The organism is Salinimonas iocasae (assembly GCF_006228385.1).
Lineage (GTDB): Bacteria > Pseudomonadota > Gammaproteobacteria > Enterobacterales > Alteromonadaceae > Alteromonas > Alteromonas iocasae.
This window is the reverse complement of record NZ_CP039852.1, coordinates 1,763,817-1,787,688: the sequence shown is the minus strand read 5'-3', so window position 1 is coordinate 1,787,688 and position 23,872 is coordinate 1,763,817. Positions and strand designations below refer to the sequence as shown.

The following is a 23,872-nucleotide window of genomic DNA, read 5'->3' as shown; positions in this document are numbered from 1 at the left end:
AGTCTTAAATATCCAGGTTATCTTGTGTCATAACCTCAGAAAACGGGTCATATAAATCGGTCACTTCTTTGGCAGTAAATGGCTGACTTTCATCATCCATAAACGTTACCGTCGTGTTATCGCCGCTGCGTGCAATCTGTAATCGGTAATCGCCCTCATCAAGCAATTCGCTGTCACCAGAGAAGAGATTGTTCCACCAACCATCATCATCACCGTTAAAAGTGACAAAAAGCAGTCCGGTTGATTTGTCCAGATCTTTTACATCAAAGCCCAACTTACGCAGCACTAACAGCATACGAGGCCAGACAACATCATACTGCCCTTTTACCAGAATGGCTGGATCGCCGTCCTTGTTGAAGCTCATCTCAGTTTGCAAGCCCTGACGGATTTCCGCGATACGACGATTGTTATCTAACTGAATCTGATACTCGTAGTGCGAGATTACCTCGTTCAGAATATCGACCTCTTCACGGTGACGGGCAAAGTCATTTATCTCTGTCACTGTGTTGTCGCCAAGCTGTTGCTCAAATTCTACAAGCTCTGTGCGAAGTGAAGCAGTACGCCCGTGCGGCTTAACATCGAGCATAAATTTGAACCGACGCTTTTTCTCTGCATCAATGTCTGATGACCAGGCATACCATGGGCTGTCCTCGTCTTCGACTTCTTCTGACAGCACGAACCAGTCAGTAACAAGCACATTTTGCGCTTCATCAAACTGACTGATACCCACATTTTGCTTGTCCAGAAAGCTTTTCACTGCATTCCATATCGCCTGACTTAAAGGCTGACGATCATCCACCTGGTCAAAGGTTACCACGGCACCTTCGCTGCCTTCCTGAACATGAGAACCCGTTACTAAGGGGTGAACCAGCGCCGGTGAGACAATCCGTAAATCGCGACCGACCAAACCTTTATCAGCACCCTGCCCCAGCGTGGGAAGCGCATATTCGTCAGAAAACTCAGGCTGATTAAGTTCATCAGGAACCTGAATTTTAGGCTGCTGTTCCGCTTTAAGATATTTATAGCTACCCGTTGCAGTACTCTTTTCCAGTTGGCTTGAACATCCGGCAAGGGACAGCACAACAAGACCACTTACCAAAGCCAGGGATTTACTCATTGATATTCCTTCTTAACCTTTTAACAGAGCGTGTTGTTTTAATAGTTCTTCGATATGTTTTTGACTGGCAAGTTCCGGTAAAACCATCGGTAATCGTAAATTAGGGCTATTAATCATACCCATTTTATACAATGCCCACTTTGGCAGCACCGGATTGGGCTCTATAAACAACGCCGTATGAAGTGAATTTATAGGTTTGTCGATTTCTCGGCACAATAACTGGTCATCGTTTAATGCCGCTTCACACATTTTCGCGATTGCGTTAGGTACGACATTAGCCGTTACCGATATGACACCGTGCCCGCCCTGACATAAAAATTCACAGCTGGTAGCATCATCACCGCTTAAAAATACAAAATCACTGTCTACCAGTGCCTGCATTTCTTTCAGTCGTTCCAAATCACCGGTAGCATCTTTAATACCAACGATATTCTTGTGCTTGGAAAGCTCTGCTACTGTTTCAGGCTGCATGTCAGCGACTGTCCGGCCCGGCACATTATACAGTACCACCGGAATATCAGTGGCATCGGCTATCGCTTTAAAGTGTGCCACCATACCCGCCTGTTGCGGTTTGTTGTAGTAAGGAACAACGCTTAGAAAACCATCAACCCCGACGCTGGCCATCTGCTCACTTAAAAAGATCGCCTCCGTCGTAGAGTTTGCGCCTGCACCGGCCATAACCGGAATCTTTTTATCGACCATCTTCACCGTCTGGCGTACAACCTCAACGTGCTCATCAAAAGGCAGTGTAGGTGACTCACCGGTAGTGCCTACAGCAACAATGCCATGCGTCCCCTGTTCAATGTGAAAATTGATCAGGCGTTCAAGCGCCGGGTAGTCAACGTCGCCGTTATCATGCATCGGCGTAATTAGTGCAACATAACTGCCTTTAAACATAGTGTCTCCGCGTTTGGTGAGCGCACATGTTAATTATTCACCCTGCTAAAAACAAGCATATAGCCCGGTTTATTTAGACTATTTACCTACCGGCTTGTGCTGGTAAGATAAAAAACCTCTGTGCTACCATCACCACATAAAAAATTCAGATATAACTGTCTATGAAGCAGCAACTTATCGTTACCATTTTAGGCACTGATCGAAGCGGCATTCTCAGCGAGATTTCCTCTCTGGTAAGTGAAACCCGATGTAATATTCTTGATAGTCGCCAGGCTATCTATGGAAAAGAGTTTTCACTCACTATGATACTGGAGGGTGATCACACTGCCATTACGAAGACAGAATGTCTTCTACCGCCGCTGTGTCAGCGACTGGACTTGCTTTCAATGATGAAGCGCACCAGTCATCACGAAAAGCAGAATCTCGAACATCTTTTCGACGTCGAGTTCACCGGTGCCGATGCTGAAGGCCAAATCAAAGCAGTGACAGGTTTTTTCGCAGAGCGGCAGCTTTCCATCAGTGCGTTCAGGCAACGTGTGAGTACAGATTCCGACAGCGGCCAGCAAACGATGCGCTGCAAGTTTGTCGTCAACGCGTCAACAGAAATTGACTTTGCACAGTTGCAATCTGATGTAATGGCCTTATTTGACTCTTTATCGTTATCTGGAAAAGTGGTCGACAAATCAAATAAGGAGTCTTATGAAAATGCTACAGGCTGGTGATAAAGCGCCACAATTTACCCTTCAGGATCAAAACGACGAATCAGTATCACTGTCGTCATTTGAGGGCAAAAAGGTCTTAGTATATTTTTACCCTAAAGCGATGACGCCCGGGTGTACTACGCAGGCGCAGTGTTTGCGTGACTCAAAAGAAGCCCTGGACGAACACAATGTGGTTGTTTTGGGCATCAGTCCTGACCCGGTAAAACGTCTGCCAAAATTCATCGAAAAAGAGAATCTGAATTTTACACTGTTATCTGATGAAGACCATGCCGTTGCTGAAGAGTTTGGCGTGTGGGGGCCTAAGAAGTTCATGGGCAAAGAATATGATGGCATTCACCGCACCAGTTTTATGATTGATGAACAAGGCAATATTGAACACGTTTTTGATAAGTTCAAAACCAAAGAACATCACGACGTCGTTTTACGCTACCTTAATCAGTAAATACAAAAACGCCCTGATATTTCAGGGCGTTTTCTTTCGTTGGTACATCCTTGTGTTCTACAGCGAATTTATGCTGAAGGACAATGCGCCCCGCTATGAACCCAGGCTTCAAATAACTCGCCAAATGACTTCTGGGTACCCGGCGCAGGTTCACGACCTTCTCCGGGCTTCCAGCCCCATCCCACCAAGTCATCTTTTGCCATGTGATGAATCATTTCTTCCATCGTTTTATTACCGTTTCTTTCCTTATCTTTTATCTGCTCACAAATCTCAGTCAGAGATTTGCCCACCCATGCCATTTCTATGGGAGCCAGATGCCATTTTGGATTTCCGGGGACAGATTTAATATCCTTAGCCTGCGCTGCCAGCGTAACGTTTTCACTCTGATGGCAGGTGTTGCATTCCATACCCGGCGCTCCAAAGTTGGCAGGGCCTCGCTTTACAGGAGGCTCATGAACTGTCATATCCATGCCCTGAAGCGGTTGATTACCTGCGGGGTGACAATTCATACAACGCGGATGTTGTATAACCTTTCCGAGCTCTTCAAACATTGCAGCCGAACGGTTTCTATCATTGCTAATATCAGAAAAATCATCAGCTGATTTTAAAGATTGAGCAGATGAAACATTGGCTGATTCTTTCGGTTCGTTTTGGGCAGAATAAGCGATAAGCGGCAGCGAAAAAATGCCTCCAACGGTTAGCCAGCGTAGTAATTTCATGCTATTTCCCCTCAGGCTTTTTCGTATCGGTTAATAGGAAGACGTCTGACAGGCTTACCTGTCAGCCTGCGCCAGGCGTTGGCTACAGCAGGCCCGATTGGCGGAACACCCGGTTCACCCACGCCGGTTGGAGATGCAGACGATGTAACAATTTCAACTTCTACATTGGGCATCTCATTGATGCGCAAACTACGATAATCATGAAAGTTCGACTGCTTTACTTTACCCCCCTCACCTAGCTCGATTTCATCAAACAGTATCGCGCCTAAGCCGAAGCCGACGCCACCTTCCATTTGTGCACGTATTGTGTCCGGATTAACAGCAACACCACAATCTACGGCGACGTAAACATCATGCACCCGCGGGGTACCCTCTTCTGTAACAGAGACATCTGCCACTTCAGCAACGTAAGTACTAAAGCTTTTGTGAACGGCCACACCGCGCTGCCTGCCTTCTGCAACGGGCTTACCCTGAATGAGTTTAGCAACAGCTTTGAGAACCCCGGCTTCGCGACTATCGCCGGGTAACAGCGCCAGACGTCCCTCAATAGGATCTTTACCGGCTTTTTGTAACAACTCGTCCAAAAACGCCTCGACTACAAAGCCTGTATGGGTATGGCCTACTGATCGCCACCACAAAACAGGTACCTTTGCCGTCGTGTTATGGGAGAAAACATTCAGGTTTTTGATTTTGTAAGGTAAATCAGAGGCACCTTCGACGCTGGTCTCATCAAGTTCGTCTTTCTTCATTAGTGGTTGCCCGGCGATCACCTGATCCCAGCCTACGATTTCACCCTCTTTGTCCAGATACCCTTTAATCTTGTGTATGAATAACGGTCGGTAGAAGCCGCCCTGAATATCGTCTTCGCGGGTATGCAAATGCTTTATGGGTCGCTTCATTCCAGACGCTTTAAATACCTCTGCTGCCTCGCGCATATACGGTGATCCGAATTGCGCTCTGCGGCCAAAACTCCCGCCGGCCAGCTGTATTTCCATATGGATATTTTCTGCAGAGACTCCGGTAATTTCAGAAATTGCCTGCTTGTCCTGCCCGGGGAATTGCGCACCGTTAAAACAAGTAATACTGCCATCTTCATTTTGCTGAAGCACAGCATCCAGCGTCTCCATTGGTGCGTGAGCCAGGTAAGGGAATATGAACTCAGCTTCAATGACATCCAGGTCATCCCGGGAAGCCAGTCCCTGAACATCACCACGTTTGGTCGCCTCAAAACCCGTTTGCTTCATCTGCTCACGATAGTCCGCAATAATTTGTTCCGAGGAACGTTGTTCTGCATCGCGGGTGTCCCATTCGATATCAAGGGCAGCTTTAGCCTGAAGCGCACTCCAGGTATCCTCTGCGTAAACGGCTACTCCCTGCGGCACAGTCTGAATATCTAAAACGCCCTTAATCTCACGGGCCTTTGTATCATTAACCTTTTTCACTTTTGCATTAAAATATGGTGCCCTGGCAACCACCGCTACCATTAGATTTTCCGGATAATGATCGAGGGTAAAAACGGCCGAACCGTCGGTTTTGTCTGGTGTATCCAGGCGCGTTTTTTTCGCCCCTATCACTGTAAAATCGGCGGGCTTTTTAAGTGAGACGTCTGAGGGCGGGTTTAGCATTGCCGCATCTTTTGCCAGCTCGCCAAAGGTTGCCTGACGATCCGAAGACGGGTCGCTGACCACACCTCCTTTAACATTTAAACTATTGGTGGGTACCTGCCAGCGAGCAGCAGCTGCAGCCACCAGCATGGCTTTTGCGGTGGCGCCGGCACGGCGAAATTGCTCGTAGGAATTAGCGATGGCTGTCGACCCACCGGTTCCCTGCATACCAAATACAGTATTGGCGTAAATTTTGTCATCCGCCGGAGAAGCCGTTGCCCGCATCTGCGACCAGTCGGCATCCAGTTCTTCAGCGACCAATTGCGTGAGTCCTGTATAAGGCCCCTGACCCATTTCGAGATGCTTTGACAACACGGTAACTGTATTATCCGGGGAAACTATCACGAAAGCGTTAAGTTGCTGCTGCTCTGTCTTAGCCCCCTGAGCCAGCTTAGTTTTACTGCTCAAGGCCATAGCCTTGGGCGCCAGGGCGAAACCAATAACCAGACTGCTACCTGCCAGAAAATGACGACGTGACTGATTTTCGACGGTACTCATTCGCTATCCTCCATCTGCCTGGCGGCAGAATGAATAGCCTGCCGGATACGCTGATAGGTGGCACAGCGACAAATATTACCGGCCATTGCATTATCAATATCTTCATCAGAGGGATTGGGCTTTTGCTTAAGCAGAGCAACTGCTGACATTACCTGACCAGACTGGCAATAACCACACTGGGGAACATCTTTCTCAATCCAGGCTATCTGAATGGCCTCTGCTTCCTTACCCTCTACGCCTTCGACTGTCGTTACATGCTGGTCAGCAATGCCGGACACAGGGGTAACACAGCTTCGTTTCGTCATACCGTTTACATGAACGGTACAGGCACCACATTGCGAAATACCGCAGCCATATTTTGTACCGGTGAGCCCGGCACGGTCTCTGATTACCCAAAGCAGTGGTGTATTCGGGTCGCCATCATACTGTATGGTCTGATCATTGAGCGTAAATGCGATCACGGAGTTCTCCTTATCGGATATGCCCAATACATCAGAAAAAGGGAATAACCTTGATTAAATCAAGGTTTATACTGATATACCCCAAAGATAGATTTACCAAAAAATGAAGAATGCATAACAGACGGTGACCCGTTTTAGCACGGGCCACCTAAGGTCTTTCAGGCTGGGTGTTGCTGAGCCGGAGGATTGCTGCTCCAGGCGGTAATTAAGGCTTTGACCAAAGTGGCCAGCGGGATGGCGAAAAATACCCCCCAGAAGCCCCATAAACCACCAAAGAACAGCACGGCGATGATGATGTAAAGCGGATGAAGGCTGACTGCTTCAGAAAAAAGCACCGGAACCAGCAGGTTGCCATCAAGCGCCTGTATAATGCTGTAGGCGATCATCAGGTACCAGAACTCGGGAGTAATTCCCCACTGGAACATCGCCACAACCGCTACCGGAATGGTGACCACTGCAGCGCCGATATACGGAATCAACACTGAAAGTCCTACCAGTACCCCCAATAGCATTGCATACCGTAAATCCATCAGCACAAAGGTAATGCAGGACACAGCGCCGACAATTACTATCTCGATAACTTTACCGCGAATATAATTGGCTATCTGAATATTCATCTCCTGCCCGACCTGCGTAATAAGTCGTCTTTCACGAGGCAGCACAGAAGATATGCTATGGACAAAAAACATTTTGTCTTTCAGCATGAAAAACACCATCAACGGCACCAGAATCAGATAAACCAGCAACGCTGCGACATCTCCCAGTGAACTGACAGATGCGGAGATAAGTTGCTCACCCACCTCCACAAGTTTATCGTTCAACCCTTCCATCATCTGATGAATCTGATAAACCTGAACATAATCAGGGTATTTTTCCGGTAAGGTTAAAATCCAGTCCTGCGCTTTTTGCCAGATTAGTGGTGTTTCCTGAATGAGGTTAATGCTCTGGCGTGAAATAACCGGCATCAGGCCGACCAATAGCAGAATACTGATAATGACAAATCCCATGAGTACCAGCACGCAGGAAATGGTCCGGCCCAGCCCGAGTCTGACCATTCGACTGACCGGCCAGTCAAGAAGATAGGCAATAACAGCGGCTACCAGCACCGGCATGATAAGTCCGCCCCACAACAGTAAGGCAGCAGTGGTCAGAATAATCAGAATCAGCAACATTGCTGCATCAGGATCAGAGAACTTGCGACGGTACCAACGTCCGAAGACGCTTATCAAACTCATGTAGAAAACTCAGGTGTGAACGATTAAAGCACGCATCATAGGTTATGCCGTAAATCAGAGCAACTGACAATATGGCGGTGGCAGAAAATTCAGGACCGACAACTGTTTAGTACCATTTAATTTGATGTAAGGCAGGTTTGCGGTGGCAAATCGGATAATGCTGCGGCAAAATGATAAATCGCAATAAAAATGAAACTCTATGGATATATCACTGCTCTAAGCTGGTAATCACTTAGGCGGTACTCACTGTAAAGGGCGTAATGAGATCATTAGTGAAAAAAAGCATTACGGCAGGTCTGCTATTGTTAGCATGCAGTCTGTCTGTGGTGGCGCAGGATGCAAGCTATAAAAATAAAAATGCTTTGCCGGAAATTGGCGTGGTCGCATCTAATGCGCTGTCATTAGATAAAGAAGAGATACTTGGCGATGTCATGATGCGCCAAATCCGTGGTCAGGCACCGCTTATCATGGACCCGGTTTTGGACGAATACCTGCAGGACTTAGGTAACCGCCTGGTCATCCATGCAGACAATGCCAAGTTTCCGTTTCGGTTTTTCTGGGTAAACAATGGTGCTATCAACGCCTTTGCGTTTTTCGGCGGTCATATCGGTGTTCACTCGGGCCTGATTCACAATGCGAAAAATGAAAGTGAGCTGGCATCCGTTCTGGCTCACGAAGTTGCCCACGTCACGCAACGTCACCTTGCCAGAAAGATGCAGGCTCAGCAGCGCTCTGCGCCATTGGCTTTAGCATCCATGGTAGGCGGACTTCTACTTGCTCTGGCCAGTCCTGAAGCAGGTATGGCTGCCCTGGCCAGCTCACAGGCTGCATCGGCGCAAATGGCTATCGATTACACCCGCTCTAATGAAGAAGAAGCAGACCGTATTGGTATCACTATGCTAGCCCGCGCCGGGTTTGACCCGAATGCTGCAGCGGGATTTTTCTCAACCCTGAATGAGCAATACCGTTTAGTTTCCCGGCCTCCGGCGCGGCTTTTATCGCATCCGCTGACAGAATCAAGAATTGCCGATGCCCGCGCACGGGCCGCAAATTATGAGCGGGTCAATCTGCCCAAAAATCTGGCATTTCATCTTGCTCGGGCAAGAATAATGGCTCGCTATACTTTTGATGAAAAGTTCAGCCTTGAATATTTTCAGGCGGCTGTTGAGAAAAATGATTTCCCAATGGCTGAAGCCGCCCGATATGGCTTAGCGCTGGCCTACCTGCGCAACAATAAACCGCAACTGGCACGCCCCATTATTGAGTCACTTCTGGATGAACATGAAGAAAATCTATTCTATCTGGATGCGGCGACAGATATATCACTGGCCGAAGAAAAATATGAGGAAGCTACCCAGCGACTGGCACCTCATCTTAGTCGCACACCCCGTAATCAGGTACTGGCTCTAAACCAGGCCAATGCACTGATAGAAGGCGGCCAGTATCAGCAGGCGATTCTTATCTTAAAAGACTTTCTGATGGTTAACGAAGAGTATGAAGTAGCCTACCAGCTGCTCACTGAAGCCTATAAGCGCTCACGGGACCGTAAAGATATGCATCAGAGTAAAGCCGAAGTTTACGCGCTTAACGGTGCATATCAGCGAGCCATTGATGAGCTTCAGTTTGCTTATAACTTTACCGGCGAAAGTCACCTGGAAAAGCAAAAAATCCGTGCCCGAATCAAACAACTCCGCGATGATGAGGAGCGGCTAAAGCGCTTGTGATTTTAGCCGCTCTAGCACCTCACGTAATTTCGTTTCGCTGACTTCCCCACGTATTTGTCGTGCTATTTCCCCCTGTGGGTTAACAATATAGGTAGCCGGCAAGGCTGCTGGCGGTGGCATGGGCATGCGCGGGGCTGGCAGCGATATAATCATCTCAGCATCGATGCTGTATTTTTCTTTTAGCGCACTCGCTTTAATTTTGTCTGCGGGATCGTAATTAATAATAAACATGCGGGTATCAGCAGGTACCGCGCGAGCAAAATTATTAAGCTCCGGCATCTCGTTGAGGCACGGTGCACACCAGGGCGCAAAATAGTTTAGTACAACCCACTGCCCTTCTAATGCTTCCCAGTTATAGTGCTGGCCCGATACCGTGGTAAAGTCTGGTTCGGACTCGCTGTTCACCAGAATCCCGCCTGTTAGTGCCAGTAGTCCGACAGTAAAAAAAAGTAATTTTTTCCCTACCCCCGTATGCTTGAAGTTTTTCTTTTTGCCTTGCATAGTCATATACTTACTTTTTCAAAGACAGTGACCTGAAGTTTATTTATCTAGCTTGCCTTTATCACTGGACAAAAACAATACGGAACATCTATGTCTCAGATAAACATCCTGCATAACCCGCGCTGCTCGAAAAGTCGCCAGACACTGCAATTACTCCAGGATAAAGGGGTTGCCCCCAATGTTATTGAGTATCTTAAAGCCCCTCTGGATAAGCAGTCACTGTCAGATTTGTTCGATAAACTCCCCATTGACGATATTGAGCTGATGATGCGTGTGAAGGAAGCTGAGTTTAAGGAAGCGGGTCTTCAGAAAGGTCAGGTAAGTAAGGAACAGGGATTAGCGGCTATGGTGCAATATCCAAAATTGATCGAACGTCCTATCGTTTTTACGCAACATAAAGCCCGAATAGGTCGTCCGCCTGAATCTGTGCTGGAAATTTTGTAATGACTGACATTCTGGTGCTTTATTACAGTCGCCATGGCACCACCGAGGCGCTGGCCCGGCAAATAGCAAAGGGGATAGAAAAAACACCCTGTCAGGCAAGAATTCGTACTGTACCCCCACTGAGGGACTATCAGTCCAGCGAGATACAGCATGTACCGGAGAACGGTCCACCCTTCGTTTCAAAAGCTGACCTGAATGAGTGTGCCGGGCTGGCCATGGGAAGTCCTACCCGATTTGGCAATATGGCTGCCCCGTTAAAGCACTTTCTGGATAGCACCAGTGAGGAATGGCTGAAGGGCGCGCTGATAGACAAGCCTTGCTCAGTATTTACCTCAAGCGCCAGTATGCATGGTGGTCAGGAAACAACGCTGCTCACCATGGCTATTCCCCTTATTCATCACGGGATGATATTTTGCGGTATTCCCTACAGCGAATCAGCACTGCACGATACCCAGACTGGTGGCACGCCTTATGGTGCAAGCCACGTCAGTGGTCTGGATAACAATGGACTGAGCGAGCACGAAAAACAATTGGCGATGGCGCTGGGTCAGCGCCTGGCAACCCTGACCCTTCAACTGGAAAAATCCAAGTAATGCATTCCCGGACAAGAACGTATCGTAATATTGCGTTGATTAGTTATCTGCTGCTTCTGATGTGGGTGATAATTTGGCATACAGGGCTTCGTGACGCGCAACCTTACTCACCGATATTTATTTTTTTACTTTACGTTGTACCGCTGTTGTTACCGATGCGTGGCATTTTCAAGGCAAAACCATACACCCACGCGTGGGTAAACTTCATCACACTGTTCTATATTATTCACGGTATCACGATTGCGTATGCGATTCCTGCAGAGCGCTGGTTTGCCGGTATCGAAATAATCCTGAGCAGTGTTATGTTTGTTGGTTGCAGTATGTTCGCCCGACTTCGTGGTAGAGAACTGGGCCTGTCATTACCCAAGCTCAAGCAGGAAATGAAAAAAGAAAAGTCCCGTTTTGAAGAGCAGTAAAAAGAGTAGTCAGATGAGATGGTCAATCCTTACAACAGTATTTATTCTTAGTGCCTGCGGTGGCGGTGGCTCGTCTCCGAACGGTGAAAACAAGGAACCCGGAACACCTGATTCAGCGCCCGTTACTTTGAATGTTACCGGCGATAGTAATGTCGTTGTCGGCGATAGCGTGGGACTTACTGTTATTGCCAGCGATGGTAGTCCCCTTACTCAGGTGAGCTGGACGGTGTCGGGCAACGCTCAGCCACTTGCACCACACAGCCAGGCAATTGGCTTCACAGCGTCTGAGAATGGCGTTATAACCTGGCAGGTTAATGCCCGTAGTGGGGATGGAAAATCGCTAACCGCTGACGGCCAGATAGAAGTTGCTCAGGCACCGGCGCCTGCTGCTATAACACGATTAACGCATGAAGTTGTGGAGTTTGGTAAAGTATCGTTACGGGTCGATACACTCGCCGACAAAACGGTTGAAAATATAGCTTGGGAGCAAACCAGCGGGCCTTTTGTAGCGCTTAAATACAGTCAGGGGCACTCGATTTATAACGATGTGTTTTTTCAGGCTCCTTCTGTTTTAAAAGACACACTGTTATCGTTTGATGCTCAGGTCAGCTACGAAGATGGTACCAGTGGAACCGATACCGTGTGGGTAGTTGTTAATGATACCCCCGTCGACGCTGATGCATTTTTTCCCGGTAGTGATCTCTACCCCACGTCACTTATCCACGCCTATAACCCCCAAAGCCCCTGGAAGCAGGCGCTCGAAGATTGTATCTATACCGCCACGGTGGCCCGCTCCTGTGAATTTAACCGACTGCCGCTGCTGGGTCAGCAAACTGACGCGCCTACCACTTCAGATATCATGGACAGAGTGCTAGTTTCTCATGACTGGATGGGTGAGGCGTTCGAGCAATTCCTGAATTCTTCACAGGCCGGGCCAGATATCATCAACTTGCTGCGCGCGACCACTGCTGTGGTCATAAGTTACGATATCCGCCCTTCATTTTACTGGAGTGCTACCGGTGCTATTTATCTTGATGCGGGCAATGTATGGTTATTACCGGCACAGCGGGACACATTAAATACGGAACCTGATTACAGAAGTGGGTTTGATGATGAACTGGCCTATCGCACCAGTTGGCGATACATAAAAGAGGGTGAATATTATTACCCACAACCAGGTCTGTCGCGCGCCAAACGGGCAACCCGAAGTGAAGAGCAACTTGAAGCTTCACTCACCTGGTTACTCTATCATGAACTGGCGCATGCCAACGATGTCTTTCCTATGGCTAGCTGGTCGACCTTGCGGGGCTCTGATTCACCGCTGCGTTACGCTAATAATCATGCGATGACATCAGATACACTTGCCCGTGACTACCCCCTTATCTCAGAACAGCTGCTAGCCCTTGCCCAGGTCAGTTACGGGGGGGCGCAAAGTACCCAGTCGCAACGTAATTATACTGCTCAGGATATCGCCACCTGGTTCGAACAGGATAACGCCGTCTCAATGTATGGTTACTACACCTACAGAGAAGATTTCGCTACGCTCTTTGAACGCTTTATGATGCTTTACCGACTGGGTGCAGATGCTGACATAGGTATTTTTACTGAAGAAACGGTGGAGAACGGTGAATTGCTTATTACGTGGGCACAGCGAAACCGCATCAGTGAACAGTCTGTCCAGCCTCGTGCAGCTTTTGTTGTCGAAAGTGTACTGCCGGCAATAGATACGGGACAGGCTCAGTCAGATATGCCTCCTCCGCTAATGCTTCCTGAGTCAGAAAGCTGGCGTGATACGGTAGTGCTCTCTACCAGTAAGGAATATCATAAAAAACAAGCCCTCAAGGAGTTACGCGTAACTAAAGAGCCTGTATTTGAGCGCTGGCTTCCTTTACCTGTAGAGAAGGACTAATCCAGATTTAGTTCACGCTTAATCATCGATATAGAGATCTTGCGCTGTTCCTGCAGCGAGCGTGCATCCAGGCGCTCAAGCAAACACATAAGACTTTTTAGGTTCCGGTCGTAATGGTTTAACACAAAGGTCAGTGCCGCATCAGAGAACATCAGGCCTTTTTGTTCAGCCCGATACCTGACCGCTTGTTTTCGCGCATCATCACCCAGCCGCTTCAGAAAAAATGTTGTTCCCCATTGAAGCCTGGATTCCAGATCGGGTAGTGCGAAGCCTGTATTAGCAGGCATCTGCCTGCTGCTGCATATCACAACCGTATTTCTTTTCTCCATAATCCGGTTGAACAAGTCAAATACAGCCTCTTCCCAGTGAGCGTTCTGACGAACGCAATCTATATTATCTAACGCAATGACACTGAGATTCTCTAATCCCTCCAGAATCTGCTGTTCAAGCGAAGCCAGTTGGTTGCAATTGAGATAGATGTGACTGACACCTCGCGCACTAAGACGGTGAGCGAGTGCGTAAAGCAGATGACTTTTACCCTGACCTTCGCCACCCACGATGTTTATCATAGGCAGCGAGCCGGAGGCAAGAAACTGTAACGACGGAACGGCTGACCAGTCCGGCGTTTGCTGGTATATTGTTTTGAGCAGAGCAACAAGCTGCTGATTTTGTGCACTGACAAAACTGTCAAAAGTCTCATCAGCGGGTAATGAGACCGGCAGCGAAAGCTGTTTCGCTATTCGTTCCAATAGAAATTATGTCCTTCAAGCGGCCTGCCGAATGTATCTCGTACGGGTTGTAGCTGTGAATCCAGCGACAGTGCACTAACAAAATCGGACACTGTGCCAACCAACCTGACTTCAAATGTCGCCACCGAGCCGCGCTGCTCAGAAAGCATCGCCTGTTTAACAATGCTCATATCGTTTAAAAAACGCTGGGCATGAACATACTTTTCCAGCCCATCAAGATTGGCCACTGAAATAGACACCACCTCGCCGGTAGTATCTGCATCGGCATCCACTGATACAGCGAACCGTTCGCCAAGGTATTGACTGTACAGTTGCATAAATTGGGTGAGCGCCAGTTCAGCACTTTCAGCCCGCACTACGCCGAACTGGGAATCCGCCCCCTCGAGCAACGTCCATTCCAGCGCATATTCACCAGAGCCGGACCGTGCAGGTATGGTCGGTTCAGGAGCGGTTTCACTTGTCGGAGTGTCGCTCTCACTGACGCCGCTCTCAGACTGTAGCGTTTCAGCCAGATTCGTGTCGCTAGTAAACCGTGTGTCTTCCAGCGCTCTAGACTGACCCAACTGCTGCCCATTGTCGTTGTGCGGCGCCTCGTTATCACCGCCTGTCGATGTTGTGCTTTTCTCATCGCTATACGCAAAGGCAAGGTTACTGTCTGACAATGCTTTTTCCAGCTTCTCTTCTGTGCTGAGAAATTCAGGTGCAGCATCCTCTGGCTTGTGATGTAGTCGCGCCCCAATAATGAACTCCGGGCGATAACGTTCGGACGCCTGATTAAGAACGCTGCCAAACTGCCCCCATACGTCATAGACCGAAATAGCGCTATTGTCGGTAAGGTCCATCAATGGAAGTGTCACGGGCACCCCGTATTTTTGTGACGCTTTTTGGATAACTGCGGTCAGCTCTCCTGGCTGGCCTTCCCGTAATATCCACTTGTCCCTGTTTTCCTGGTTAGCAAGCCAGATGAGTGTATCGGGCCGACGCTGGCCCCAAACAGGTAATGATGCCTCTCGCAAAAGTTCGACCAACACTTTGCGGGAAAACTCGCCCGCGTAGTACTGCTGACCATCTTCGTAATCAAACTGGTAAGCACTAAGGTAACGTGCAGGTGACTGAAGTGCACTGCGTACTGCCGGATGAGAGAGCACCGATTCAGTACCGCTCATTTTCACCAGCACCTGTTCCATCGCCTGACGCAGCGCCGCGCGACGGGACTGGGCGGACTGATCGTCCACGGGTACTTTCGCAGCGTTTGTTTTTACAACGGTACTGGCTGTGGCGCTTCCTGTACTGGCAGCTACCAGTACTAACGGAAAGATAAAAGCACAGAGGCTCGCTACCGAACGTGCAGGCTTCAGATCATTTTTTATACGAGTAAACATCAACAGATTCCGGAACTCCGTTATCGCCGTTGTTGGCATGGCTTTTAGTAAACTGAGGCACATTGTGGTCTATCTACGTATTTTTTTCACCACTATTTTCAACAGATATTGCAGGTTTGGCAGGACTTGATTGGACTTAAAGTCACTTGCTGGTAGAATCCGCGTTTTTCCATCCTTTTGCATCAGGGCTATAACCGTGAGCGACAAAAATACCTCTCTTAGCTACAAAGACGCCGGCGTGGATATTGATGCCGGAAACCAGTTAGTCGATCGAATTAAATCCGTTACGAAACGGACACACCGTCCGGAAGTAAAAGGCGGTTTAGGCGGCTTCGGAGCTCTGTGTGAAATCCCTTCAAAGTACAAAAGACCTTTATTAGTTTCAGGCACAGATGGTGTTGGCACGAAACTGCGTCTGGCAATGGATGCTAATGCGCACCAGGGCGTTGGTATAGATCTGGTAGCAATGTGCGTCAATGACTTAATCGTTCAGGGTGCTGAACCCCTGTTTTTCCTTGATTATTATGCTACCGGAAAGCTTGACGTTGATACTGCAGCATCGGTGGTGACCGGTATCGGCGAAGGATGTGAATTGTCAGGCTGTGCGCTGATTGGCGGTGAAACAGCTGAGATGCCTGGTATGTATCAGGATGGCGATTATGACATTGCCGGATTCTGTGTTGGTGTTGTTGAGGCTGATAATGTTATTGATGGTAGTCAGGTTGCAGCCGGACAAAAGCTGATAGCACTGGGTTCATCTGGCCCCCACTCAAATGGCTACTCACTTATCCGAAAAGTGCTTGAGGTTAGTGGCGCAGACCTCGACGATGCATTGGGCGATGGCACGCTCAAATCGCACCTGCTTGAACCAACACGTATTTATGTTAAATCTGTCTTAGCACTGTTGGAAAAAGTGCAGGTTCGGGCTATCTCACATATTACCGGCGGTGGCTTTTGGGAGAATATCCCCCGTGTTCTGCCTGATACAGCGAAAGTCGTTGTTGAAGAAAATAGCTGGCAATGGCCAGCAATTTTCAACTGGTTACAAACAAACGGCAACATTACTGATCATGAAATGTATCGCACATTCAACTGCGGTGTAGGTATGGTTTTAGTGGTAGATGAAAAGGATGTGGACGCCTCTCTGGCTCTACTTAAAGAAGCTGGCGAGAATGCCTGGTTACTTGGCCATATTGAAGATCGTAAGGATGATGAAAATCAGGTTGAGATTGTCTGAGTGATGGCTGATAAGAAAAATATCTGTGTGCTGATCTCTGGCACAGGAACAAACCTGCAGGCGTTAATGGACGCCTGCGATGCAGGTAGAATTGATGGCTCGATTTCAGCCGTTATTTCAAATAATGCTGATGCATTCGGACTAGAGCGCGCACGCAATGCCGGGATTAAAACGCATTGTCTTAGCCACAAAGATTTTGCATCGCGTGACGACTATGACCTCGCGCTGGGCGACCTGCTGGCACAATATGATGCCGACTGCATTGTACTGGCTGGCTTTATGCGTATTCTCACCCCTGAATTTGTGGCGCGATTCTCCGGCAAGCTGCTAAATATTCATCCTTCACTTTTGCCTAAATACCGCGGTTTACATACCCATCAGCGTGCTATTGAAAACAAAGACACAGAGCATGGCGTCAGCGTTCACTACGTTACACCTGAACTTGACGGCGGGCCAGTGATCGTACAAAGCCGTGTACCGGTATTTGATGATGACACTGTTGAGGATTTAGCCGAACGTGTAAGCGAACAGGAATTGCGAATTTATCCCCTTGTGGTTAAATGGTTTTGCGAAGGACGTTTGGCAATGAAGGAAAATAAGGCGGTATTTGATAATGAAATTCTTCCGGAAACCGGTTACGCAAGCGATTAAGATCTCTGTGGCGATACTGTTTGCTGTATCGCCACTGTCACTGTCTGCCCAGGAGGAAGAGAACCAGACCGCTTCCCTGCCCCGGCTAGTCCCTTTTGAAGCAACCTATACCGCGTTCAAATGGGGGGACGACGTTGGTACCGTTAAGATGAAACTCGAGCCGTTAGCGGACAAACAGTTTTCTTTAACGTATTCTTCAAAAGTATCGAAGTTTTTTCTTTCAGATGAAAGGTTTGAGCACTCAATCTTCTTTGTTGATGACAATGCACTGATTCCTTCACAATACAACTACACTCGCACTGGTACCGGGCCTGACTCTTCTATAAAAATCACTTTCAAGGAAGAACCGGAGCCTACCGTTGTTGTACAGGGAGAGGAAAACCTTGCCTGGAATAATGAGCTGGACAACCAGCTATATCGAATCGACCTGGGTCGGCAGCTGGCAGCGGGTAATGAAAATCTTGCTTACGACTTTATTAATTACCGGGGTCAGAAGAGAAATTACGGTATTAAAATTTTGGGGGAAGAAACCCTGTCCCTGCCTTACGGGAAACTGCAAACCATCAAGGTGAAACTGGTACGCGACTCTAAAACGCGTGAAACATTTGCCTGGTATGCGCCTAAGCTGGATTATCAGCTGGTGAGATTACAGCAATTTAAAGATGGTGATGAGCAGGGAGACATTAAGCTGAATGCTTATGAGCGCCTGTGAGTACCTTTCTGTAATCTGTTGTTTACCCTATATCGAGCGCCTTTCAGGCGCTTTTTTCTTGATCTTTTATCACTGAGATTATAGGTTTACGAAAGCTGGTCAGACCTCAAATCTCTGGGTAATACTTTTCCCGTACTAATCTGACTAGAGTAACGCCGCATTTATCAGGAGTGTAAAAATGGCTGAGTTCGTCTGGTTTTTAATTGTATTGCTGACCCTTTGTGTGGCCAGCTATAAACGTATGGGGTTGGTCAATACCATCGCGCTTACTGCCGGTGTGATGATCATAGGTACCCTGTTTGGTGATATTGGCTGGTTAGGCTGGCTGGTATTTTTAGCGCTGGCGATACCGCTTGGCGTCTCTGATATCAGAAAAACCCATATCACTAAAAAATTGCTGGCTTTCTATAAGAAGGTAATGCCAGAAATGTCGCGTACCGAACAGGAAGCTATCGACGCCGGAACGGTGTGGTGGGATGGTGATATTTTCAGTGGTAAGCCTGACTGGGATAAGCTGCACGGTATTCCAAAAGGTCGCTTAACACCGGAAGAGCAGGCTTTTCTGGATGGTCCGGTTAATGAAGTGTGCAGCATGGTAGATGAGTGGGAAATCAACCACAAACTTGCTGACATGCCTCCCGAAATTTGGGACTTCCTGAAAAAGCACAAGTTTTTTGCCATGATCATCAAGAAAAAATACGGTGGTCTTGAATTTTCAGCATACGCGCAATCACGTGTGTTGCAAAAGCTGGCCGGCACAAGCGCTGTTTTGTCGAGCACTGTTGGCGTTCCAAATTCTCTGGGCCCGGGCGAACTACTGGGTCATTACGGCACAAAAGAACAGCAGGACTATTACCTCCCTCGCTTAGCCAGTGGTGAAGAGATTCCGTGTTTTGCCCTTACTGGTCCTGAGGCTGGGTCAGATGCTGGCGCTATCCCTGATGTCGGTGTGGTTTGTAAAGGTCAGTGGGAAGGTGAAGAAATTCTCGGCATGCGTCTTACATTCGACAAGCGGTACATTACGCTTGCGCCTGTTGCTACAGTAATTGGTCTTGCCTTTAAGTTACAGGATCCTGATGGACTTCTGGGTGACAAAGATGATCTGGGTATTACCTGCGCGTTGATTCCCCGAGATACAAAAGGCCTGGATATTGGCCGTCGCCACTTCCCGCTTAATACACCATTTCAGAATGGCCCTATTCGTGGTGAAGATATATTCGTTCCGCTGGATTACATCATTGGCGGCCAGAAAATGGCTGGTCAGGGCTGGCGTATGCTGGTTGAATGCTTGTCAGTCGGTCGCTGTATCACACTGCCGTCAACAGCAGCGGGTGGCGCAAAAACCTGTGCACTGGCTACCGGTGCCTATGCCCGCATTCGCCGTCAGTTCCGTCTGCCTGTGGGTAAGATGGAAGGTGTTGAGGAAATGCTGGCCAGAATCGGCGGTAACGCTTACCTGATGGATGCTGTTACTCGCTTCTCTACTGTTGGGGTGGATTTGGGTGAGAAACCTTCAGTGGTATCCGCCATCTGTAAATATCACCTGACTGAAAAAATGCGCCAGGTCATTAACGATGCGATGGATGTGCATGGTGGAAAAGGCATTATGCTTGGGCCAAATAATTATTTGGGCCGTGCATATGAAGGTGCCCCTATTTCCATTACGGTGGAAGGTGCCAATATTCTTACCCGCAACATGATGATCTTCGGTCAGGGTGCCATGCGTTGCCACCCATATGTGTTAAAAGAAATCGAGGCAGCTGCTAAAGAAGATCGTCAGGAGCAGCTTGATGATTTTGATAAGGCGGTATTTGGCCATATCGGCTTTGCCCTGTCGAACAAAGTACGTAGTCTGTGGTTTGCCTTTACCAGCAACTACTTTAGCTCAGCACCGTTCTCAGATGACACTGCCCGCTATTACAAGCTGTTGAAAGGTTACAGTGCGAACCTGGCATTTATGACCGATGTATCAATGGGCGTGCTTGGTGGCGATCTTAAACGTAAAGAACGTTTATCAGCACGACTGGGGGATATCCTTTCCGGCATCTATTTGGCGAGCGCAACACTTAAGCGCTACGACGAAGAAGGCCGCTTACAGGAAGACGCTCCGCTGATGCACTGGGCACTTCAGACAACATTGTTTGATATAGAAACGGCGATTATCGAATTTCTTGATAACTTCCCGTCGCGGCCTGTCGCACTTGGTCTCAAAGCAGTCATTATCCCATTTGGTCGTCGCTGTGAAAGACCTTCAGACCGCATGGAGCATAAGATTGCGAACATCCTTCAGCAACCTTCTGCAGCGCGCTCGCGACTTGGCGATGGTCAATACCTGTCTCGCGAAGAAGGCAGTCTGTTTGGCGATCTTGAGCAGACGCTGGAAAATGTACTGAAATGTGAGCCGGTTTTTGAGCGTATTTGTAAGGAAAAGGGCCAGAAGCTTCCGTTCACTCGTCTTGATAAGCTTGCTGATGAAGCACTCAGTGATGGCATCATCAATGACGAAGAGGCAGCATTAATGCGCGAAACAGAAGCCGGTCGTCTGCGCACAATTAATGTCGATGATTTCGACCATGAAGAACTTATCGCAGCGACTGCGAAAGAGCAGAAAGACAAATCAGCAGCCTGATTTGTTTTGTGAAAGCCACCTTCGGGTGGCTTTTTTAATGCCATTGCCCAAAGTCTGACGATTTATACTACCTTGCCTAATAGTGTTAAGCCCACCCGTCTTCTACGATAAGCATGCCTCATTGGTCTAAAGAGCCAATAATAAAACGATGAATAGCGGCGTTACGCTCATCAGAACGGACGTAAGCGAAGTGCCAGTAAGTTTATCTACGTTAAGACGGTATATTATTGCAGGTCGCTATGCTGACCGAACCGGTCACACATATTCGCCTATAGATCGATATTGTCACCTTCGTAACAACTTACGCGATTTCGCCCGTACTTTTTCGATTGATAAAGAGCCAGGTCGGCGGCCGAGAATAGGTTATCCAGGTTATATCCGGCGCTATCGGTGTCTGCAATACCGAAGCTGGCAGTTACCTGAAAATGGGATCCCGTATCGAATGTATCTATTTTCTGAATTATTTCTCTGCAATGTTCAGCAAAATCTTTTGCTGCAATACTGCCAGTGTCCGGCAGAATAATGCCAAACTCTTCACCGCCAATTCTGCCTATCTGCATTCCTCTGCCCGATATTATGGTATTAAGTGAATTAACCACCTGGATCAATACCCAGTCACCAACCTGATGACCATATGCATCGTTGATGCTTTTGAAGTGGTCAAGATCGATAAATATCAGCGCAACAGAAGACTCCGATTTCCCGGCTGACTGAAGAATTGTTTTACTTTTCTCACTAAAGTTTCCTCGATTACTGATACCGGTAAGGTGGTCGGTACTGGCCAGATAATGAAGCCGCTTTTGGATTTTTCTGTTGCGATAAGACCAGAACAGCAACATGATAACCAACAGTAACGCCAGGCCGATCACTAGAAGCATACTGCTGATTTGCTCTTTAACTAGCTTTGACTCTGTTGTAAGCAACTGATTTTTCTTGTCCAACAGATCGATCTGACTTTCTTTCGCCTGTAAATCAAATCGCGCCTCCTGAATTGCCAGGGATTTGCTCACTTTCTGGTTGTATAAAGAAACTGATAGCTCGCGATGCTTCTTTTCATATTCATAAGCCTGCTGATATTGCTGTTGCTCAGCAGCAATGTTAGCCAAAATCGAATAAGCGGTAATCAATGACTCCCTGTATTCTTTATCTACATCAGCCTCAAGAACTTGTAGGGCATACTGTTTTGCTAGCTCGGGTTCATCAGCGGCGACTTTTAATTTCGCTTTAATAAGTAGCAAGCTGGCTGTCAGGTATTTAAAGTCAATGATTTCAATACGCTCTGTCGCTTCGCTTATAATCAGTGACGCTTCTGTGTAAGCCTGTTTATCAATCAGAAAATTAAGCAAATTGTTATAATTAAGCGCGACGTAGTAAGTCAGAGGAACCGCGCTACAAAGCTCAATAGCATCATAAAAATCATCTTCCGATACTTCAGCTGGCTCTGAGATAGCGAGGTTGGACGCCTGCTCGGTTAGCGCTATACATTGATGATAAGACGTCGCTGCAGGATGACTGAATATTTTTTGCGCGTAAGATATAGCCATGTCTGGCTGCTCGACTTCATTGTAAAATAGCAACAGGCCATTATAGGCATCCGGCTCCACCTCATACGCGTCAATACGATTCATCAGCGATGTCAGCTCGGATACCAGCGTAAAGCTCCTGCGCCAGTGACCTTTATATGCTGACAATGCCAACAATGATGTCATCGCCCGCACCTTTGTTGGGCTATCCGGTATTCGCTTAATAAACGCTTCATAGCGTTTAACCGTCTTTCCTAGGTTCTGCTCCAATATTGTGCTGAGATAGATAGTGATATAATCATAGGTGTATTGTTCTTCTGCACTCAATGACTCTCGGTCAAGATCATCTAATATCTGTTTTGCTTTTTTCGGGTCAGCCAGCCTTAGTGAGTCAGCCTCTTCTAACATCGCACTGGTATCAGCATAAGCGGATATCGCTATGCTTAAGAAAATGAGGAGCAGGAAGATACGCATGAATGTCAGAAAGACTCGGGATCCTTCGGGTAATCATCAGGTTCAGGGACTGGGTCCGGCACAGGATCTGACGGGTCGGTAGGTTCTGCAATAGCCAGATTAGCATTTAATATCCCTGCCTGTGCTTTCCATTGCTCAATGGCCGCATGTTGCGATTCGCTTAAGCTTGAGATGGACATGTCAGGGTTTTCACCCAACATTGCAAAAAGTGCTGCTGCGTTCATATTTTGTCTCCGGTGTGCTTAGAAATAGCGGCTAATTCAGCGCTTACAACGTCATTCTTTATTAGGCGGTTAGCCGGAGGGATCACCAGCGTCGTCACCTGTGACAGTTTAGCCTCTGTCAATTTTTCCAGTGGTATTGTTTCAGCCCGAAAGGTGTCAGTAATCAGCGTCGGGCATTCATACAATGTAACAGAATGGTCGGGTGGGTAAAAATGCATCAGCAGTTTAACTAATACTTTTCTTTCAGCGCTGCTGCTCATACGTTTGGACAGGCTGATATCGCCCGCCAGTGCCACTTGCCACAATATGACATACCCGCAGGTGTCCAGCACCCGCTGATAAATCATAAACTGCGTGGTTTCCATATGCTGGCAACCATAGGCTCCGGGATCGATACCCAGATCTGCGTAAAGGCAATCCTCGGCAGATATTCCGGGCTCCATCGAAGCGGTAAAACCTTCTTCACGAGCCTGTGCAATCGCCTGATGAGGCACTTGGGCAAACACGCCGGGGTGGCCGTAGAAAACGCCAACGACGCGCTTGCCCTCACGCACCGCTGACATCATTCGCGTAATCATTTGCTGATAGGTAATCCGGCGGTTTTTATTTTCGCCGTAAAGCGGCTGCAATGAATGAAAGTTATTATTGAGTGCTTTAAGCCAGTCCTCCATCAGTGGATGGCAACTGCTAAAAATGATATCGGCATTGACGATATGGCTGCGGCACCGTGCTGATAAATGCGCACCAACAATCATACCCGGGCCTACACAAACCAAACTGCCCATTAAAGGTGCATCCTTTTACCTCTTTATCCAATGAGTGTTATTATGCCTCCCATAAGCACAGGCGCAAACAAAAATTTCATTAAATATCATCAACTAGTGCCGTTGAGTGCCGTGACCGCAACCGCTTAGATGCGTCGCATGCGCTGTTGTTATTTAAATCAGGG

At 47.9% G+C, this 23,872-nt stretch carries 23 protein-coding genes; 11 read left to right on the top strand and 12 right to left on the bottom strand.

The genetic code is table 11. The features are described from left to right. Nucleotides 1–4: 4 nt before the first annotated feature. Both bamC and dapA read right to left on the bottom strand, forming a co-directional pair. Nucleotides 5–1,117: an outer membrane protein assembly factor BamC gene (bamC, locus tag FBQ74_RS07795; protein WP_139756139.1), complete on the bottom strand. Its 1,113-nt coding sequence runs from the start codon at nucleotides 1,115–1,117 to the stop codon at nucleotides 5–7. Between the two features lie 12 nt (nucleotides 1,118–1,129). Further along, entirely contained in the window at nucleotides 1,130–2,014 is an 885-nt protein-coding gene (dapA, locus tag FBQ74_RS07790) for a 4-hydroxy-tetrahydrodipicolinate synthase (protein ID WP_139756138.1), read from the bottom strand. Between the two features lie 161 nt (nucleotides 2,015–2,175). Between dapA and FBQ74_RS07785 the strand changes: the two genes are divergently transcribed. Together FBQ74_RS07785 and bcp are read left to right on the top strand one after the other, a co-directional pair. Beyond that, nucleotides 2,176–2,736, top strand: coding sequence for a glycine cleavage system protein R (locus FBQ74_RS07785; RefSeq protein WP_139756137.1), 561 nt, complete (start codon nucleotides 2,176–2,178; stop codon nucleotides 2,734–2,736). Beyond that, nucleotides 2,714–3,178 carry a thioredoxin-dependent thiol peroxidase gene (bcp, locus tag FBQ74_RS07780; RefSeq protein WP_139756136.1) on the top strand — a complete coding sequence of 155 codons (465 nt, stop codon included), beginning with the start codon at nucleotides 2,714–2,716 and terminating at the stop codon, nucleotides 3,176–3,178. The genes FBQ74_RS07785 and bcp overlap by 23 nt, the downstream gene beginning before the upstream one ends. A gap of 68 nt (nucleotides 3,179–3,246) precedes the next feature. Here the strand turns inward: bcp and FBQ74_RS07775 are convergent, their stop codons facing one another. The 4 genes from FBQ74_RS07775 to FBQ74_RS07760 all read right to left on the bottom strand — a co-directional run bounded on the left by FBQ74_RS07775 (nucleotide 3,247) and on the right by FBQ74_RS07760 (nucleotide 7,749). After that, the gene (locus FBQ74_RS07775; protein WP_205912289.1) at nucleotides 3,247–3,897 is read right to left on the bottom strand and encodes an Isoquinoline 1-oxidoreductase subunit; all 651 of its coding nucleotides are present in this window, start codon (nucleotides 3,895–3,897) and stop codon (nucleotides 3,247–3,249) included. Between the two features lie 11 nt (nucleotides 3,898–3,908). Next, the gene (locus FBQ74_RS07770) at nucleotides 3,909–6,059 is read right to left on the bottom strand and encodes a xanthine dehydrogenase family protein molybdopterin-binding subunit (RefSeq protein ID WP_139756135.1); all 2,151 of its coding nucleotides are present in this window, start codon (nucleotides 6,057–6,059) and stop codon (nucleotides 3,909–3,911) included. Next, nucleotides 6,056–6,520, bottom strand: coding sequence for a (2Fe-2S)-binding protein (locus FBQ74_RS07765; protein ID WP_139756134.1), 465 nt, complete (start codon nucleotides 6,518–6,520; stop codon nucleotides 6,056–6,058). The genes FBQ74_RS07770 and FBQ74_RS07765 overlap by 4 nt, the downstream gene beginning before the upstream one ends. Before the next feature lie 158 nt (nucleotides 6,521–6,678). Next, a complete protein-coding gene (locus tag FBQ74_RS07760; protein ID WP_139757902.1) occupies nucleotides 6,679–7,749 on the bottom strand; it encodes an AI-2E family transporter in 1,071 nt (356 codons plus the stop codon). A gap of 266 nt (nucleotides 7,750–8,015) precedes the next feature. On the opposite strand from FBQ74_RS07760, the gene bepA reads away from it, so the two are divergent. Further along, nucleotides 8,016–9,479: a beta-barrel assembly-enhancing protease gene (bepA, locus tag FBQ74_RS07755; protein WP_139756133.1), complete on the top strand. Its 1,464-nt coding sequence runs from the start codon at nucleotides 8,016–8,018 to the stop codon at nucleotides 9,477–9,479. Here the strand turns inward: bepA and FBQ74_RS07750 are convergent. After that, nucleotides 9,465–9,986 (bottom strand): TlpA family protein disulfide reductase, encoded by a 522-nt coding sequence (locus FBQ74_RS07750; RefSeq protein WP_139756132.1) that lies wholly within the window; start codon nucleotides 9,984–9,986, stop codon nucleotides 9,465–9,467. The genes bepA and FBQ74_RS07750 overlap by 15 nt on opposite strands. A gap of 84 nt (nucleotides 9,987–10,070) precedes the next feature. Here FBQ74_RS07750 and arsC point away from each other — a divergent pair, with 84 nt between their 5' ends. From arsC to FBQ74_RS07730, 4 genes are read left to right on the top strand one after another with little or no spacing between them, the layout of a single operon-like run. Next, complete coding sequence (gene arsC / locus FBQ74_RS07745; RefSeq protein WP_139756131.1) at nucleotides 10,071–10,424, top strand: arsenate reductase (glutaredoxin); 354 nt, start codon at nucleotides 10,071–10,073, stop codon at nucleotides 10,422–10,424. Further along, a complete protein-coding gene (gene wrbA / locus FBQ74_RS07740) occupies nucleotides 10,424–11,017 on the top strand; it encodes an NAD(P)H:quinone oxidoreductase (RefSeq protein WP_139756130.1) in 594 nt (197 codons plus the stop codon). Before arsC ends, wrbA begins: the two co-directional genes overlap by 1 nt. Next, entirely contained in the window at nucleotides 11,017–11,433 is a 417-nt protein-coding gene (locus FBQ74_RS07735; RefSeq protein ID WP_139756129.1) for a DUF2069 domain-containing protein, read from the top strand. The genes wrbA and FBQ74_RS07735 overlap by 1 nt, the downstream gene beginning before the upstream one ends. A gap of 13 nt (nucleotides 11,434–11,446) precedes the next feature. Then, nucleotides 11,447–13,342 (top strand): hypothetical protein, encoded by a 1,896-nt coding sequence (locus tag FBQ74_RS07730; protein ID WP_139756128.1) that lies wholly within the window; start codon nucleotides 11,447–11,449, stop codon nucleotides 13,340–13,342. Here FBQ74_RS07730 and hda read toward each other — a convergent pair. Continuing rightward, nucleotides 13,339–14,091, bottom strand: coding sequence for a DnaA regulatory inactivator Hda (hda, locus tag FBQ74_RS07725; RefSeq protein ID WP_232371989.1), 753 nt, complete (start codon nucleotides 14,089–14,091; stop codon nucleotides 13,339–13,341). The two genes, FBQ74_RS07730 and hda, sit on opposite strands and share 4 nt — an antisense overlap. After that, nucleotides 14,079–15,473, bottom strand: a complete 1,395-nt coding sequence (locus FBQ74_RS07720; protein ID WP_168190637.1) for a DUF2066 domain-containing protein — start codon at nucleotides 15,471–15,473, stop codon at nucleotides 14,079–14,081. The genes hda and FBQ74_RS07720 overlap by 13 nt, the downstream gene beginning before the upstream one ends. 196 nt (nucleotides 15,474–15,669) lie before the next feature. On the opposite strand from FBQ74_RS07720, the gene purM reads away from it, so the two are divergent. From purM to fadE, 4 genes are all read left to right on the top strand, one after another. Then, on the top strand, nucleotides 15,670–16,710 hold the full coding sequence (purM, locus tag FBQ74_RS07715) for a phosphoribosylformylglycinamidine cyclo-ligase (RefSeq protein WP_139756126.1): 1,041 nt from the start codon (nucleotides 15,670–15,672) through the stop codon (nucleotides 16,708–16,710). Nucleotides 16,711–16,713: 3 nt separating this feature from the next. Then, entirely contained in the window at nucleotides 16,714–17,361 is a 648-nt protein-coding gene (gene purN / locus FBQ74_RS07710; protein WP_139756125.1) for a phosphoribosylglycinamide formyltransferase, read from the top strand. Further along, a complete protein-coding gene (locus tag FBQ74_RS07705) occupies nucleotides 17,324–18,073 on the top strand; it encodes a DUF3108 domain-containing protein (protein ID WP_139756124.1) in 750 nt (249 codons plus the stop codon). Before purN ends, FBQ74_RS07705 begins: the two co-directional genes overlap by 38 nt. Nucleotides 18,074–18,251: 178 nt before the next feature. After that, nucleotides 18,252–20,702: an acyl-CoA dehydrogenase FadE gene (gene fadE / locus FBQ74_RS07700; RefSeq protein ID WP_139756123.1), complete on the top strand. Its 2,451-nt coding sequence runs from the start codon at nucleotides 18,252–18,254 to the stop codon at nucleotides 20,700–20,702. A gap of 269 nt (nucleotides 20,703–20,971) precedes the next feature. Here the strand turns inward: fadE and FBQ74_RS07695 are convergent, their stop codons facing one another. From FBQ74_RS07695 to FBQ74_RS07685, 3 genes are read right to left on the bottom strand one after another with little or no spacing between them, the layout of a single operon-like run. Beyond that, entirely contained in the window at nucleotides 20,972–22,699 is a 1,728-nt protein-coding gene (locus FBQ74_RS07695) for a GGDEF domain-containing protein (protein WP_139756122.1), read from the bottom strand. Between the two features lie 5 nt (nucleotides 22,700–22,704). Then, nucleotides 22,705–22,923: a hypothetical protein gene (locus FBQ74_RS07690; RefSeq protein ID WP_139756121.1), complete on the bottom strand. Its 219-nt coding sequence runs from the start codon at nucleotides 22,921–22,923 to the stop codon at nucleotides 22,705–22,707. Next, nucleotides 22,920–23,708 carry an SAM-dependent methyltransferase gene (locus FBQ74_RS07685; protein ID WP_139756120.1) on the bottom strand — a complete coding sequence of 263 codons (789 nt, stop codon included), beginning with the start codon at nucleotides 23,706–23,708 and terminating at the stop codon, nucleotides 22,920–22,922. The genes FBQ74_RS07690 and FBQ74_RS07685 overlap by 4 nt, the downstream gene beginning before the upstream one ends. Nucleotides 23,709–23,872: the final 164 nt, after the last annotated feature.